The organism is Pararoseomonas baculiformis (genome assembly GCF_017813395.1).
In the GTDB taxonomy this organism is placed as follows: Bacteria; Pseudomonadota; Alphaproteobacteria; order Acetobacterales; family Acetobacteraceae; genus Roseomonas; species Roseomonas baculiformis.
The window spans coordinates 12,724-28,444 of the sequence record NZ_JAGIZB010000015.1; the positions used below are offsets into that span (position 1 = coordinate 12,724).

Consider the following 15,721-nt stretch of genomic DNA (forward strand, 5'->3'; position numbering starts at 1 on the left):
TCAGTAACCCCGCTCGGGATCATACAGGTTGGGAAGAGGCCCGCCCGCCTCGAAGGCGGCGATCGCATCGGCCACGTAGCGCGCCCGTTCCCGGCGCCGCGCCACGCTCGCCACATGAGGGGTGACCGTGACCTTCGGATGGGCCCAAAGCGGGCTGTCCACGGGCAGCGGCTCGGGATCGAACACATCCAGCACGGCGCCGGAAAGCTGCCCCGAATCCAGTGCCTCCAGCAGGTCGGGCAGCACCACATGCGGCCCGCGCGCGGCATTCACCAGGGAAGCGCCCCGCGGCAGCTTCGCAAGCAGGGCCGCATCCACGATGCCCATCGTCTCGGGCGTGGAAGGCAGCAGGCAGACCAGCACCTGGCTGCGCGCCAGGAAGGCATCCAGCTCCTCGGGCCCGGCGAAGCTCTCCGCCCCCTCCACCGTCTTGCGGGTGCGCGACCAGCCAACCACGCCGTAGCCCAGCCCGCGCAGCATCGGCACGGCCGCCGCGCCCAGCGTGCCCATGCCCATGATGCCCACGGTCAGGTCGCGCGCCGTGTCCTCGCCGACCTTGTAGGCCCAGCGGCGCTCGGCCTGGGCGATCGCGTGGTCGCGCCCGTCGCGCAGAAGGGTGAGGCAGGCCCAGGCGATGTACTCGCCCATGCGCTGCCCCGTCTCCTCGCCGCCCATCCGGACCAGCGGCACGCCGCGCGGCCAGCTCGGGTCGCGGGTGATGTGGTCCACCCCCGCGCCCAGCGAGAAGATCACCCGCAGCTTCGGCATGCTGGCAAGCCAGCCCGGCTCCGGCTCCCAGGCCAGCGCATAGGTCGCGTCTTCCACCCGGATACCCGGCGCGTCATAGGGCCTGGCCACCAGCCCCGGGCGGAACTCCGCGAGCAGGTCGCACCAACTCTGGCGCACACGCGCGCCCTCAGCCTTCACCAGAAGCATGAATCAACCCGTGATGATGTCGATCACGTCCTGGTTCAGCTGGGCGTAATTGTCACCCCACCAATTCCCGTCCAGCGTCACCTGCTGCGCGGCATTGGCCGGATCGGTGGGGTTGAAGCGCTTGAACTCCTCCGGCACCAGCGCGGCCGCGCGCGGATTGGTCGGACCGTTGCCCAGGAACTTCAGCAGCTCCACCTGCGGCTCCGGATGGGCCAGCATGCTCGCGAGCAGCCGTTGCGAAGCCTCACCGCCCGGCGCGCCGCGCGGGATCACGAAGATGCCGGCCTGCAGCAGTCCCTGGTTCCAGATGAACTTGATCCGGCCATTCGTCTCCTGCTCCAGCACCTTCGCGCGCGTGTGCCAGATCTGGCCCATCACCGCCTCGCCCGTGCGCATGAACTGCTCGCTTTCCGAGCCATTCGCCCAGAACACCGCGTTCCGGCGAATCTCCTTCAGCTTGTTCAGGGAGGCACGCGTATCCAGCGGGTAGAGGTTCTTCGGGTCCTTCCCCAGTGCCATCTGCGCCGCATCCAGCACCGCGAGCGCGTCGCGCCGCATCAGCCGCGTACCCGGGAACTTCCGCAGGTCGTAGAAATCCGCCCAGTTTTGCGGCCCGCCATTCGGGAATTTGCTGCTGTCATACGCGAGCACGGAGGAGAAGGAATAAGGCGCCGCACCATGCTCGAGGGCAAAGGCCTCCGAGATCACGTCGCTCTTCTTCACGATGTCATAGTTGATCTTCGCAACCAGGTTCTGCTTGCCCAGGAGCCGCGCGGAGGTCGCTGAACTGTCGCAGATATCCCAGGTGACGGAGCCGCTATCCACCATGCTCTTGATGCGCCCGGCCGAAGGGCCCGTGCTGTTCTGCACCACCTTGAAGCCCGGATTCGCCGCCTCGAAGGGCGCGCCATAGGCGCGGGCGAAGCCCTCATTCGCGATGCCGCCCCAGTTCACCATCACCAGCTCCCGGGTGCCCTGCGCCTGAGCGGAGCCGCCGGCCGCGAGCGGCGCGAGGCCGAGCGCGCCCAGCAGGCGGAGCGCGCCGCGGCGGTCCAGCCCGCCTCGGCCGAAGGCATGCTGCGCGCGCTCGACGCAGTCCTCGTGGAAGCTCTGCAACATCGGTGCTCTCCCCTCGGCTTCGCGCCCCTTGCCGAAACGCCGGCGCGGCGCAACCCTGCCATGTCCTGAGAAGGATGCCAGCAATTTTGATACCAGCCGGGGCGCCGCCGCGATGAGCCACCCACCTCTCACCCCGGAAGCGCGGCCGTCAGGCGCCGTCCCGGAGCTGATCCTGCTGAATGGCCGCGTGGCCACGATGGCAGATTCCGGGGACTGCACGGCCTTTGCCGTGCTGGATGGCAAGTTCATCGCAACAGGAGATGACCAGGCCATCCGCGCCCTCGCCGGCCCCGGCACGCGCGTGCTGAATGCCGAAGGCCGCCGCGTGATTCCCGGCATCATCGACAGCCATGCCCATCCGGACACATACGCCGTCCGGCTGCGAGGCTGGACTCTTCTCTCGCCCGAGCAGGTGGGCGACCGCACCGAGCTGCTGGCGGCCATCCGCGCCCGCTGTGCCGCCCTGCCGCCGGGCCGCTGGTTCGCCGGCCACCGGCTGAACGAGCGCGCGATCGGCGGCTATCCCAGCCTTGCGGAGCTGGACGAGGCCACCGGCGACCGCCCCGCCTTCATCCTGCGCACCGACGCGCATATGGGCCTCGCCAATTCCGCGGCCTTCGCCGCCTGCGGCATCACGCCCGAAACCCCCGACCCGCCCTTCGGCCGATTCGACCGGGCGGATGGCAGGCTGACCGGCCTGGTGCGCGAAACAGCTGCCCATGTCTTCCTCAACGCCATCCATGGCCAGGACACCGAGGAGGACATTATCGAGGGCATGGAGATGGTGCAGGATACCTGCCTCTCCCACGGCATCACCTCCGTCTCGAATGCGCTCTGCCCCTCCAAGGCCATCCGCGCCTACCAGATGATGCGGCGCCAGGGCCGCTTCCGCATGCGGATGGGCATCATGGCCTCGGGCCGCGAGGATGGGCTGGTGGAAGCGCTGATCGCCGCCGGAATCCAGTCCGGCTTCGGCGATGCGACGCTGCGGCTCATCGGCGTGGAGTGGTGCCCGGACTGCTCTACCTCCGGCCGCACCGCCGCCTACTACGCGCCCTATCGCGGCAGGCCTGCCGAGGGCGAGCCCGTGCCGAACACCGGCATGCTTCTCTACGACAAGGAAGACCTCACCCGGCGCGCCACCGCCGCCCACAGGGCCGGGTTGCAGCTGATGATCGAGGGCGTGGGCGACCGCGGCATCGATTTCGCGCTGGACGTGATGGAGGCCGCCCTCGCCGCCCATCCCGTGCCCGACCACCGGATGCGCGTGGAGCATTGCTGCAACGTCACGCCGGACATCCTGGCCCGCCTCAGGCGCGGCGGCTTCATCGACAGCTCCGCCACGGGCTTCATGGACGAGCTGGGCGAGGCCTATGTCGCCCATCGCGGGCAGGAGGAGATGGTGAATATGTGGCCCCACCGCTCCCTGATCGATGCCGGCATCCCCGCCCCGGGCCATTCGGACTTCGCGGTGTGCCGCGCGAACCCCTTCACCGCGATCGCGGCCATGGTCACACGCCGCAGCGCCAGCGGTGCTGACCTGGATGCGCGGCAGGCCATCACCCCGCGCGAGGCCCTGGCGGCCTACACCACCCTCGGCGCCTTCGCGCAGCGCGAGGAAGACGAGAAAGGCCGCATTGCCCCCGGCCTGCTGGCCGATTTCGCCATCCTCGACACCGATATCCTCACCTGCGATCCCACCGCCATCGCAGGCACCCGGGTGCTCTCCACCCATGTCGGCGGCATCGAGCACTTCCGGGCCTGAGTACATCCGCGCGCTGGAGAACAGTTCATTGGAGCACCCGCAGCGCAGCCGGCATAGTCCCGCGCGTCGCGGGCCGCGCTCTCCCGCCCCAACCCGAGCGGGAGAACCAACTGCATGCTCACCATCGGCGACCAGTTCCCGACCTTCCGGCTGACCGGCGTGGTGGGCGGCCCGAAAGGCCTCGATCCGAAAACCGCCTTCACCACGGTCACGGATGCCGATGACCCCGCCCTTTGGAAGGTGGTCTTCTTCTGGCCGAAGGACTTCACGGTGCTCTGCCCCACCGAGATCACCTCCTTCGGCAGGCTGACGGACGACTTCCAGGCCCGGAATGCCGCCCTCTACGGCGTCTCGGTCGAAAGCGAACTCGCCCATATGAACTGGCGCATCCACCACGCCGACCTGCGCGACCTGCCCTTCGTCATGCTCTCCGATATCCGCCGCGAACTCTCCCAAGCCTGCGGCATCCTCGACCGCAACGAGGGCGTGCCAATGCGCGCGACCTTCATCCTGGACCCTGACGGAATCATCCGCTTCGTCTCTGTGAACGACTTCTCGGTGGGCCGTAATCCGCAGGAAGTACTGCGCGTGCTCGACGCGCTGCAGAGCGGCGAGATCTGCCCGAGCGAGTGGCGGAAAGGCGATCCCGTCCTTTCCGCATGATCCTGGCCTGCGTCGCTTGTGGCCCCGGGGAGAGGAAGAAGGAATTCTTCCTCTCCCCGGCCCCCTCACCATCATCTTTTTCTATCAGTTGGGGCGGCTCGGCTGGTGGTGCGCCTCCGGTCCATGACCGGAGGCGACTGCCAAGGGCAGGATGAGGGGCAGAAACCCCTGCTTGCATCGCATCCGCGGCAGCCAGCCGGGGTTCCAAGGGCCTCAGGCCCTTGGCGGGCGAGGTCCGGAGAGGGCAGAGCCCTCTCCGGGAACCGCAGCCGGGCTCAGTTCCCGTAGCCGGCCAGCCGCGGCAGCCAGAGCGCGATCCCGGGAAAGGCGATCAGCAGGCCCGTCCCGAACGCCATCATCAGCATATAAGGGATGATGGAGCGGTTCACCTCGCTCAGCGGCGCGCCCGTGATGGCCTTGATCACCACCAGGTTCATCGCGACGGGCGGGCTGATCAGCGCCATTTCGAGCGAAAGCGTCAGCAGCACGCCGTACCAGACCTTGTCGATCTCCAGCACGCCCATGGCTGGCAGGATCGCCGGCATGGTCAGCAGGATGATGCTGAAGCTCTCCAGCACAAGCCCCAGCACGAAGAGCAGCACCATCATCGCCACAAGGAAGCCGGTGCGCGAAAGCCCCATATCCGTCACCAGCGCCGCCAGCTCCTGCGGGATGCGCAGCTTGGTCAGCATGTAGCCATACACGGCCGCGCCGGCGATGATCATCAACAGCATCGCGCTGGTGCGCGTGGCATCCTGCACCCCGTCCCACAGGTCACGCCAGGTCAGGGTGCGGTAGATCAGGGCGGCGATGGCGATGGCATAGAGCGTGCCCGTCCCCGCCGCCTCGGTCGCGGTGAACACGCCCATATAGATGCCGCCCAGCACGAAGATGGGCAGTGTCATGGACCAGCCCGCGCGGCGCATGGAGGTTCCGATGCTTTCCGGCGGTGGCTCATCCGCCGGCGCCACTGCCTTGCCCTCGGTAAGGAACACATAGGCGGCGAACAGGAAGGCCATCAGCAGCCCGGGCAGCAGCCCCGCAAGGAAAAGCGCGCCCACGCTCGTCTCGGTCACGAAGGCATAGAGCACCATCGGCGCCGAGGGCGGGATCAGGATCCCAAGCGTGCCGCCCCCCGCCACCACGCCGAAGGCCCCGCGGCGCGACATGCCGTAGCGCAGCATCTGCGGGATGGCGATCTTGCCGATCGTCAGCGCGGTCGCGACCGAGGAGCCGGAAATGGCCGCGAACACGGTGCAGGCCAGCACGGTCGCGATCCCCACCCCGCCGCGGATGCCGCGCAGCAGCGCGAAGGCCGCACCGTAAAGGTCGTCCACCACCCGCCCGCGGACCATCACATGGGCCATCATCATGAAGAGCGGGATGGCGACCAGCAGATAGCCGTTGATGTTCCCGATGACGATCTCGCCCAGCGCGGGAACGCCGCCCTCGACATAGAGCAGCACGCCCAGCGGCAGCAGGAACAACGCCGCGAACATCGGCAGGCCGAGATAGAGCAGGCCGATCAGCACGGCCATCAGGATCAGGAAAGACATCGGGATCCCCGTTGGAGAAGCCGGCCAGGCCGCCAGTCCGGGCGGCCGCCGGCCCTACTCGCCGTGCGCCAGCGTATCGCGCGGCAATTCCTCATCGCCGCTGGGCAGGTTCTCCGGCCGCCCGCCCGTTGCCAGCACGATGCATTGCGCCAGCGCGACCAGCAGCAGCACCGCCGACCCCACCGGCAGCAGCAGCTGGATCCACCACTCCGGCACGCCCTCGATCTCGGTCATCAGCCCGACCATGCGGGAGAACTCCACGGCCTCCCACCCAGCCCAGAGCAGGATGGCCGCCACCGCCGCCACCGAGGCGGCGCCCAGCAGATGGGCCGCCCGCGCCAGGCCAGGCCCCATCCGGCCCACCGCGACATCCACCCCGATATGCTCGAAGCGCCGCTGCGCCTCGGGCGCCGCCAGCAGCACCAGCGCCACCACCAGCCAGCCCGCCACCTTGTCGATCCAGGGCTGCGGCGTATGGAAAAGGTAGCGCGCCACCACCGATGCCCCGATCAGCACGAGGCAGACCACTGTCGAAACCGAGGCCAGGCCACAGGCGAAGCGGGACAGGAGGGCGATGGCGCGCTGCATTGTCACACCGCCCGCAGCAGCTCGAGCACGCGGGGGCCGCCTTCAGGGGCCAGCCGCAGGAAGGCGTCCATCACCGGCTTCTGCATGGCGTCGCGCCAGCGCGCCACCTCCTCGGGGGACTGCTCATGCACGGTCATGCCCTTCTCGCGCAGCTCGCCCACGGCCGCATTGGCCGTGCGGACCGTGGCCTCCACCGCATCCGTCTCGGCCTTCGCCAGCGCGGCCTCGATCGCCTGCCGCGCCTCGGGCCGCAGCCCGTCCCACCAGCGCGGATTCACATAGACCTGCGTGGAGACGCTGAAGAAGGGCGACACCGTGCCGAACTTCTGCACCTCATAGAAGCGCCGGGACACGGCGGCGGAGACATCCGTCAGCCCCGCATCCAGCACGCCCGACTGCAGCGCGCCCACAACCTCCGGCGCGGGCGTCGCGGCCGGCGCGGCGCCCACGGCGGTCAGCGCGTTGTCGATCAGGCTGTTGATGCCGCGGATCTTCACGCCGCGGAAATCCTCGGTGGCCAGCAGCGGCTTGCGGGAGGAGGTGAAGATCGCCCGGTTCGTGGTGAACAGCCAGCCCACCGAACGCACGGCGCGCCGGGCGGTCAGCTGGTCCAGGAACCGCCGCGCCTCCGATTGCGGGAAGCGGCGGTTCTTCTCCAGGTCCGAGAAGAAATAGGGGATGGTCGGCGCCGACATCTCGGGGATGGTGTTGCCCCAGGTGAAGTTCGTCGCCACCGCCGCCTCGAAGGCGCCGCGGGCCACGCCGGGGAAGTTCTCGGCCACCTTCGCCAGCTGCTCCGCCGGGAAGACCTGCACATCGACCGCGCCGTTGCTGCGCGCCTTCACATCCTGCGCGAAGGCGTTCAGCACCCCGGCGATATGATGGGAGGGCGGATACTGGTGCGACAGCCGCATCACCGCCGCCGCCTGCGCCCGCGCCGTGCGGACCGCCGGGAACGGCAGGGCCGCCGCGGCCGGGCCGGCAAGGGACAGAGTCAGGAAATTGCGTCGCGAGGCCATCTTGCGCCCTCCGGATTGCGTTCCGCCGGGTTTGCGGCGCCGCTTCCGATCGGTCAAGCAGGCTTCAGCGCCTGTCCGTTCCGCCGAACAGCCCCCGCAACGCACCGGGGACAAGGATCGAAAGCGGGTCGATCTGGATGTCCGGATCGTCCAGCTTGCCCGTCATGCGGAAATTCGCCGCGAACAGCCCTCCGTTCCGCTCGGATGTGAACAGCTGCCCGATGCCGGGAAGCCGCCCCAAGGCGCTGTTCACCGCATAGGACGGCACGATGGTTCCACGCAGGTCATAGCGTTCCGCCTGCCGCAGGATGCGCCCCTGCACAGTGACCCCCAGTGAGGCGGACACGGCCCGCGCATCGGTCAGCGTCAGGGCCTGGGGCGTGAGGGTGAAAGGCGCGTTCGCCAGGGTGAAGCGCAGCCCCGGGCCGCGCATCGCCTCGGCGATGCCGTAGATCGAGAGCGCCTGAAGCAGCTTGCCGATCGAGGCCGCCTCCCGCACCCCGAAATCCCGCAATTCCGCCACGCCCCGCAAGGGCGCGTTGGGGCCATTCCCCGGCCATTCTCCAGAGGCATGGAAGCTCCCGCCATCCAGGGCGTCGAACAGGTCCAGCCCGCGCAGCAGCCCCCCGAAATTCTCTGACTTCACCTCCATGGCCCGGCCGGCGCCCCGGGGCACCACCACCGCGTCGAAGCCCCCGCCCCGCACGCCGCGCCCGCTCGCGCGCAGTTCGCGCAGCACGCCCTGGGCATCCACGAACAGCTCCGCCATGGCCGGCGCCAGCTCCCGGCCGCCGGAGAGCACCACGCGGTCGAAGGTCGCGCGCACCCGCATCGGGGTGGAGCGCCCATTGCCCGGCCCGTCGCCCTCCCCGTCCAGCCCCAGCTCGCGCATGATGCCGCGCGCATCCAGCACCGCGCCCCGTGCCTCGACCTCCCATGGGCCGCCGCGCGATGAAGGCGCCGCCACCCGCCCCGTGAAGCGGCTGGCCCCGACACGGGCTTCCAGCACCTCCGCCCGGGAGAAGTCGCTGCCGCCGCGGAAATCCACCCCCCCGCGCGCCGAAAGCCCCGGCCCCTCGATCCGCACATCCTTCAGCGCGCTCAGGTCGTCGCCACGGAACACCACGGTTCCCTCGGCCTGCGCAGGCGCCCCTGGCGCCTTGGAATAGGCCAGCGGCGCCAGCGCGATGCGCGCATCCCGCATGTCCACGCGCCCCGATATCCGCGTCTCCCCGGAACGGCGCCGCTCCACCAGGATGTTGTAGTTGAGCGGCCCCTGCACATAGGGCGCCGCCTCCACCCCGATCCGCGCCAGGTTCGCCGCCGGGGTCCGCCCCTCGGCCCGCACCCGCTCCGTCACCTGGCCCGGCGGGCCGCTTGTGAAATCCAGCTCCGCCTGCACCCGCCCGGGAATGGAGGCCAGCTCCGCCGTGCCGGAGAGGCGCATGCCGTTCGGGTCCACCTCCACATCCATCTGCGCCCGCTCGATCATGTGCCCCGCCACCGCATTGGCGACGCGGCCATCGATCACCTTGCCCCGCGCACTGATCCGCAGCGCCTCGACCGGCAGGTCCTTCACAAGTGGCAGCCCCACCGAAAGCCGCGCATCCACCGTGCCGGATGCGGGTCCCAGCTCCAGGGGCCGCCGGTCGAACAGGTGCAGGCGCGGATGGCGGATCAGCGTCAGCACGTCGTTCAGCGGCCCCTTGACCTGCCCGTCCACCTCCAGCTTCTCCACCTCGGGCCGGGGCGCGGCGAGGTCATAGATCCGGATCCGGGCTTCCGGGACGGAAAGCCCCGTCCCCGCCTGCCGCGCAGCGCGGGCCTGGATCCGCACCTCATCCACCGAGAAGGTGACGGTCCCATCCACCCCCTCCATCGGCGCGATCGGGCGCAGCCAGTGCACCGTCAGCCCCTCGGCCTGCAGCGTGCCGCTCGCGGCGGTTATCCGGCCGCCGGAGAAATCGACCGGCGTCTCGCCCTCGATCACCCAGCGCCCATCCCGCGCCCGCCCGGCCGTCAGGTTCTCGACAATCCAGCTCCGCGCGCCCTCCGCCACGCCGGGCGGCCAGTAGAGGGAAAGGTCGGGCACGGCGATCGCGCTCAGCCCAAGCTCCAGCCGCCCCTTCCACATCATGTCCTGACGGTCCGCATGCGCGCGCGCCGTTATCCGGGGCGACGGATGGCCGGGCCGCCCGGGCGGTAGGTTCAGCTCCAGCTGCTCAAGCTCCAGCCGCCGCCCATCCCCGGTCAGCACGGCCCGCGCACCCTGGAACGGCGTGCGCGCCTCCCCCGTCACGATCCGGCCGGGGGAGGCATTCAGCTCCGCCCGCCCGTTGAACTCGCCGGAGCTGAAGTCGTAGAGCGCCGAGAACCGCGCCGCCAACTCGGATTCCAGCATCGCCAGCGGGCGGAGCGAGGGCAGCGCCATCGCCAGGGCGGGCGGGGTCACCGCCTCGATCGCCAGCGAAATCTCGGCGACGGGCGGCTCTCCGCCGGCCCGGCCCGCGATACGGACAGGGATCTCGTCCGCCCCAAGCCGCAGCTTCCCCGCCCCCGCAAGCCGGGTGCTGCCATCCTCCGCCCGGGTTACGGACAGGGCGGCCCCGTGGATCGCCCAGGCCAGGGGGATCAGCTCGTCCCGCACCTGCAACACCGCCCCGTCCACCCGGATCTCCCGCAGGGCGGTCAGCGGCGAATCCGGATCGGGGCGGCGCAGCAGCCGCGCGATCGTCTCCGCCGTGGCATCCGGCTCGGTCTCGGGTGCGGGTTCGGTGCCGCTATCCGGCACCGCGCCGGAGGAGATGCCGAGATCGATGGAGAGATCGCCCGCGGCATCCCGCCGCAGCAGCGCCACAGGCTCCTGCAGAACCACCGCCACCGGCGCCACCACCCCGCGCAGCAGCGGCGGCACCGCGATGGAGACCTCGGCCGACCGGAGCGAGGCCCGGGTGCTGCCGGCGCCATCCACCGCCCGCAGATCCTCCAGTCGCAGGAAAAGAGGCTCCGGCGCCCCGTCCTTCCAGCCGTCCCAGGCCACCCAGGCCTGGCCGAAATGGATGTTCAGCCCCGGCGCGAGAATGGCCAGGCGCGCCGCCACCGCCTCGTTCAGCGCGGTGATGGAAGGCAGCGGCAACGGGCCCTGCGCCAACCGCCATCCCAGCGCGGCAATCCCCACCCCACCCGCCAGGACCAGCAGCATCGCGACCCGCAGCAGGAAGGAAACGCCCTGCAGCAGCAGCCCTGCCACTTGACCTGACAGGCGCCTCACGCGTTGCCTTCCCGCGCATGCCCGACGCCGAGCCCCCCCGCCGAAGCCCGCCAGCCCCCTATGATGCCGCCGCGGCCAGCCGGCTGGCGGAGGATTTCGCCGCGAAGGGCGCGGCAGAGGCGGCCTTCGCCGAGGCCCCCGCCGGCGCCGCCCTGCTGGCCGCGCTGGGCGGCCACAGCCCCTTCCTGGCCGATCTCGCCCTGCGCGAGGCGACCACCCTGCTGCGCTTCGCCGAGCGCGGGGCGGATGCCGCCTTCGCCGCGGCGCTGGACCCGCTCGGCCGCGCGGATCCGGCCGCCAGCTTCGCCCAGCTCGGCGCCGCGCTCCGCCTGGCCAAGCGCCAGGCCGCCCTTATCATTGCCGCCGCCGACCTGTCCGGCGAATGGGCGCTGGATCAGGTGACGGGCGCCCTCTCCTCCCTCGCCGATACCTGCATCGACCTGGCCTGCGTTCATCTCCTGCGGGAGTCCGCCGGGCGCGGCGAGATCCACATGCCCAACGCGGCCAAGCGGGACCCACGCGGCGCCGGCAAGGGCTCGGGCCTCGTGATCCTCGGCATGGGCAAGCTCGGCGGGCGCGAGCTGAACTACTCGTCCGATGTCGATCTGATGGTCCTCTTCGATCCGGCGGCCGCCATCGATCCCGACCGGGCGCAGGCCATCTTCGTGCGCCTCGCCCGCGACCTCGTACGGCTGCTCGAGGAACGCACGGCGGAGGGATATGTCTTCCGCACCGATCTCCGCCTCCGCCCCGATCCCGCGGCCACGCCGCTCGCCGTCTCCATCCCCGCCGCCATTTCCTACTACGAGAGCTTCGGCCAGAACTGGGAGCGCGCGGCGATGCTGAAAGCCCGCCCCGTGGCCGGGGACAGGGCGCTGGGCGAGGGCTTCCTGGCGGAGATCCGGCCCTTCGTGTGGCGCCGCCACCTCGATTTCGCGATGATCGCGGACATCCATTCCATCAAGCGCCAGATCCACGCGGTGCACGGCACCAAGCGCGGCGCAAGCGCCGAGATCCCCCATCTCGACAAGCTCGCCGGCCACGACGTGAAGCTCGGCCGGGGCGGCATACGCGAAATCGAGTTCACGGCACAGGTGGCCCAGCTCATCTGGGGCGGGCGCGAGCCGGCGCTGCGCGACCCCACCACCCTCGGCGCCCTCGTCGCCCTCGCCGCCGCGGGGCGGATGGACCGCCGCGCCGCTGCGGATCTGGCGGATGCCTATGTCTTCCTGCGCGATGTCGAGCACCGGTTGCAGATGGTGGCGGACCGCCAGACGCACCGGCTGCCCGAGGACCCGGAGGGACTCGCCCGAATCGCCTCCTTCATGGGCTTCTCCGATCCGGATTCCTTCGCCTCCACCCTCTCAGCGCATCTTCGCCGCGTCGCCAGCCAGTATTCCCGGCAATTCGAATCCGCGCCCCCCCTCAGCCTAGCGGGCGGCGACGGGTTCGAGGGCGGCAACCTCGTCTTCACCGGCCCGGAGAACGACGCGGCGACGCTCGAGACGCTGAAAACCATGGGCTACGGCAATCCCGCGGCCGCGTCGGGCATGGTGCGCGCCTGGCATCACGGCCATCGCCGCGCCACGCGCACCGAGCGCGCACGCGAACTGCTCACCGCCCTCATGCCATCCCTCCTGGCCGCCTTCGCGCGGCAGCGCGAACCGGATCTCGCGCTCAGCCGCTTCGACCAGCTCCTGGAACGCCTGCCCGCCGGCGTGCAGGTGCTGAGCCTTTTCCACCGCAACCCCGTCCTGCTGGACCGCGTGGCCGGCGTCCTCGGCGCCGCCCCGGCGCTTGCCGATCACCTCGCGCGGGATCCGGGCGCGCTCGAAGGCCTGCTGGCCGGCGGCAGCGGCATGGCCGCCGCCTCCCTCCCCGCCCTCGTCGGCGCCGCCCGACATTACGAGGAGGCGCTGGAGTCGGTCCGCCGCATGGTCACGGAGGGCAAGTTCGAGGTGGATGTCGCCGCGCTCGAGGGCAAGCTGGACGTGGACGCCGCCGGTATCGCTCGCAGCGAACTGGCGGATGCGGCGATCACCTGCCTGCTTCCCCAGGTCTCGAAGGACTTCGCCACGCGCCACGGCAAGATCCCGGGCGGCGCCATGGCCGTCGTCGCCATGGGCAAGCTGGGCGGGCGGGAGATGCTGCCGGGCTCCGACCTCGACCTGGTCCTCATCTACGACCACGCGGAGGACGCGACCGAGAGCGACGGCCCGAAGCCGCTGCCCGTCCCCACCTACTTCTCCCGCCTCGCGCACCAGTTCGTCGCCGCCCTCACCGCCCCAGGTGCTGAGGGCAAGCCCTATGAGGTGGACATGCGGCTCCGCCCATCGGGCAACAAAGGGCCGGTCGCCGCCAGCATCGCGGCCTTCGAGCGCTACAACGGCCCGAAGGAGAACGGCGGCCAGGCCTGGACCTGGGAGCGCATGGCCCTCACCCGCGCCCGCCCGGTTGCCGGCCCGCCCGCGCTCCGCAAGCGCATCGCCGAATGCTGCCGCCAGGCCCTGGCCATCCATGCCGGCCCACAGGCCATCGAGGACGCGCGGGCCATGCGCATCCGCATGCTGCGCGACCTTCCACCCGACGGCCCCTGGGACGTGAAGGCGATCCCCGGCGGACTTGTGGAGGTGGAATTCATCGCCCAGGCGCTGCAATGCGCTCATGCCGCCGAGCATCCGCGCATCGTCGCCCCCACCACGCGCGATGCGCTGGCCAACCTCGCCCGCGCCGGCCTGATGCAGGAGGCGGAGGCTGCGCGCCTCATCCGGGCGGAGCGCTTCTGGCGCAGCCTGCAGTCCCTGCTGCGCCTCACGGTCGGAAGGATGCGGGCGGAGGAGCTTCCCCCCGCCTCCGCCCATGCCCTTCTCCACGGCCTCGCCCCGGCCTGCGGATCACCGCCCGTTGACCTCCCCGCACTCCAGGGACAGATGCAGGAGATCGCGGCCGGGGTGCGCGACTCCTTCGAGCGCCACCTCGGCCCATTGCCGGTCAGGGGGGCCGCATGATCGCTGTCGGGGACAAGGCGCCGGAATTCGACCTTCCGGCCGCGGGCGGCGGGCGCGTCAGCGCCGCGCTGCTGCGGGGCAGGCGCTACGCGCTGTATTTCTATCCCAAGGCCGATACCTCCGGCTGCACCGTGCAGGCCCAGGGCGTGCAGGAAAACCTGGCGGCGCTGGAAAAGGCGGGCATCACCGTGATCGGCGTCTCGCCGGACCCGGTGAAGAAGCTGGACGCCTTCGCGAAGAAGTTCGGGCTGACCTTCCCCCTCGCCTCGGATGCCGACCAGTCCCTCGCCAACGCCTATGACGCCTGGGTGGAGAAATCCATGTATGGCCGGACATATATGGGCATGGAGCGCAGCACCTTCCTCGTCGGCGCGGACGGCACGGTCGAGGCCATCTGGCGCAAGGTGAAGCCGGCCGAGCACGCCGCCCTTCTGCTCAAGGCGGCCTGAGCCGGTTGGGCCGGGCGGGGAGAAGGCACCTCCGCTGCGCGCGCCCCTGCCCAGCGCGCGGCGCGATGGACCCCTTTCCACGCCCCCGCTAGCCTTCCCTTAAACAGGGACGGGAGCGGGACGTCATGCAGGGCCGGCCACTCGCCATTCTCCTCATGCTCGCCGTCGCCTGCGCCGCCCTCGCCATGGGGCTGCGCCAGTCCTTCGGCCTCTATCTCGCCCCCATGACCACCGCCCTCGGATGGTCCACCAGCGGCTTTGCCCTGGCCATCGCCATCCAGGTGCTGGTGAACGGCTTCAGCCAGCCCATCGTCGGCCAGCTGGCGGACCGCTACGGCGGGCGAGTCGTCGTTATCGGGGGCGCGCTGCTCTACGCGGCGGGCATCGCCGGAATGGCCCTCTCGCCCGGCCTCGGCACCTTCACCTTCTTCGCGGGTTTGGTGCTCGGCGTGGCCGTCTCGGCTGCCGGCATGCCCATCATCGTGGCCTCCCTCACCCGCCAGCTGCCGGATTCCATGCGCGGCCGCGCGGCGGCCCTGGGCACGGCGGGCTCCTCCATGGGCCAGTTCCTCGTCGTCCCGCTCTCCGGCGCCGCCCTGTCCGGCTTCGGCTGGCAGATGGCCCTCCTCGCCATGGCCGTGGCCGCCCTGCTCATGGTGCCCCTGGCCCTGCCGCTCGCCGGCAGGCCCGCGCCGAAGCCCGCTTCCGAAGCACCGGAGGAATCCGCGCGCGAGGCCCTGTCCCGCGCCCTGGGCTCGCGCCTGTTCTGGTGCCTCTTCTTCGGCTTCTTCGTCTGCGGCCTGCATGTCTCCTTCCTGGCGGTCCACATGCCGGGCTTCGTGGCCTCCTGCCACCTGCCCCTGCAGGTCGGCGCCTGGTCCATCTCCCTCATCGGCCTCTTCAACATCGTCGGCTCGCTCGGCGCGGGCGAGCTCACCCAGCGCTGGCGCCGGCGGGAGCTGCTGGTGGCGATCTACGGGCTCCGGGCCCTCGTGATGGCCGTGTTCTTCCTCGGCATGGAGAAGACCACCGGCTCCGTCCTCGTCTTCTCGGCCTTCATGGGCGTGCTCTGGCTCTCCACCGTCCCGCCCACGGTCGCGCTCTGCGCCCGGCTCTTCGGCACGCGCTGGCTTGCCACCATCTTCGGCCTCGTCTTCCTCGGCCACCAGATCGGCGGCTTCATCGGCGCCTGGCTGCCCGGCCTCATCTTCGACCGCACCGGCACCTACGACGCCATGTGGTACATTTCGATCGCCGCCGGCATCTTCGCGGCCCTCATCCACCTCCCGGTCCGCGAGCCCGCCCCGGCCGTGAAGCCGGCAACGGCGTGAGGGGCACCTGCCGCCG

Annotated in this window: 11 protein-coding genes; 5 read left to right on the top strand and 6 right to left on the bottom strand. The window is 70.6% G+C overall.

Annotation, left to right across the window (positions count from 1 at the left end; translation table 11 throughout):
- A complete protein-coding gene (locus J8J14_RS15670) occupies positions 1-936 on the bottom strand; it encodes a 2-hydroxyacid dehydrogenase (RefSeq protein ID WP_209380477.1) in 936 nt (311 codons plus the stop codon).
- A gap of 3 nt (positions 937-939) precedes the next feature.
- Entirely contained in the window at positions 940-2,055 is a 1,116-nt protein-coding gene (locus J8J14_RS15675; RefSeq protein WP_209380478.1) for an extracellular solute-binding protein, read from the bottom strand.
- Positions 2,056-2,167: 112 nt separating this feature from the next.
- Between J8J14_RS15675 and J8J14_RS15680 the strand changes: the two genes are divergently transcribed.
- A complete protein-coding gene (locus J8J14_RS15680; protein ID WP_209380479.1) occupies positions 2,168-3,820 on the top strand; it encodes an amidohydrolase in 1,653 nt (550 codons plus the stop codon).
- Positions 3,821-3,934: 114 nt separating this feature from the next.
- Complete coding sequence (locus J8J14_RS15685) at positions 3,935-4,483, top strand: peroxiredoxin (RefSeq protein WP_209380480.1); 549 nt, start codon at positions 3,935-3,937, stop codon at positions 4,481-4,483.
- Positions 4,484-4,758: 275 nt separating this feature from the next.
- On the opposite strand, the gene J8J14_RS15690 is transcribed toward J8J14_RS15685, so the two are convergent.
- The 4 genes from J8J14_RS15690 to J8J14_RS15705 form a co-directional block, all read right to left on the bottom strand.
- Complete coding sequence (locus J8J14_RS15690) at positions 4,759-6,039, bottom strand: TRAP transporter large permease (protein WP_209380481.1); 1,281 nt, start codon at positions 6,037-6,039, stop codon at positions 4,759-4,761.
- A 54-nt stretch (positions 6,040-6,093) separates the two neighbouring features.
- The gene (locus J8J14_RS15695) at positions 6,094-6,627 is read right to left on the bottom strand and encodes a TRAP transporter small permease (RefSeq protein WP_209380482.1); all 534 of its coding nucleotides are present in this window, start codon (positions 6,625-6,627) and stop codon (positions 6,094-6,096) included.
- A gap of 2 nt (positions 6,628-6,629) precedes the next feature.
- The gene (gene dctP / locus J8J14_RS15700) at positions 6,630-7,646 is read right to left on the bottom strand and encodes a TRAP transporter substrate-binding protein DctP (RefSeq protein ID WP_209380483.1); all 1,017 of its coding nucleotides are present in this window, start codon (positions 7,644-7,646) and stop codon (positions 6,630-6,632) included.
- A 64-nt stretch (positions 7,647-7,710) separates the two neighbouring features.
- The gene (locus J8J14_RS15705; RefSeq protein ID WP_209380484.1) at positions 7,711-10,917 is read right to left on the bottom strand and encodes a YhdP family protein; all 3,207 of its coding nucleotides are present in this window, start codon (positions 10,915-10,917) and stop codon (positions 7,711-7,713) included.
- Positions 10,918-10,934: 17 nt separating this feature from the next.
- On the opposite strand from J8J14_RS15705, the gene J8J14_RS15710 reads away from it, so the two are divergent.
- The 3 genes from J8J14_RS15710 (at position 10,935) to J8J14_RS15720 (ending at position 15,705) form a co-directional block, all read left to right on the top strand.
- Positions 10,935-13,925, top strand: coding sequence for a bifunctional [glutamine synthetase] adenylyltransferase/[glutamine synthetase]-adenylyl-L-tyrosine phosphorylase (locus J8J14_RS15710; RefSeq protein WP_209380485.1), 2,991 nt, complete (start codon positions 10,935-10,937; stop codon positions 13,923-13,925).
- Positions 13,922-14,374, top strand: coding sequence for a thioredoxin-dependent thiol peroxidase (bcp, locus tag J8J14_RS15715; protein WP_209380486.1), 453 nt, complete (start codon positions 13,922-13,924; stop codon positions 14,372-14,374). The genes J8J14_RS15710 and bcp overlap by 4 nt, the downstream gene beginning before the upstream one ends.
- 125 nt (positions 14,375-14,499) lie before the next feature.
- Entirely contained in the window at positions 14,500-15,705 is a 1,206-nt protein-coding gene (locus J8J14_RS15720; RefSeq protein ID WP_209380487.1) for an MFS transporter, read from the top strand.
- Positions 15,706-15,721 lie beyond the last annotated feature (16 nt).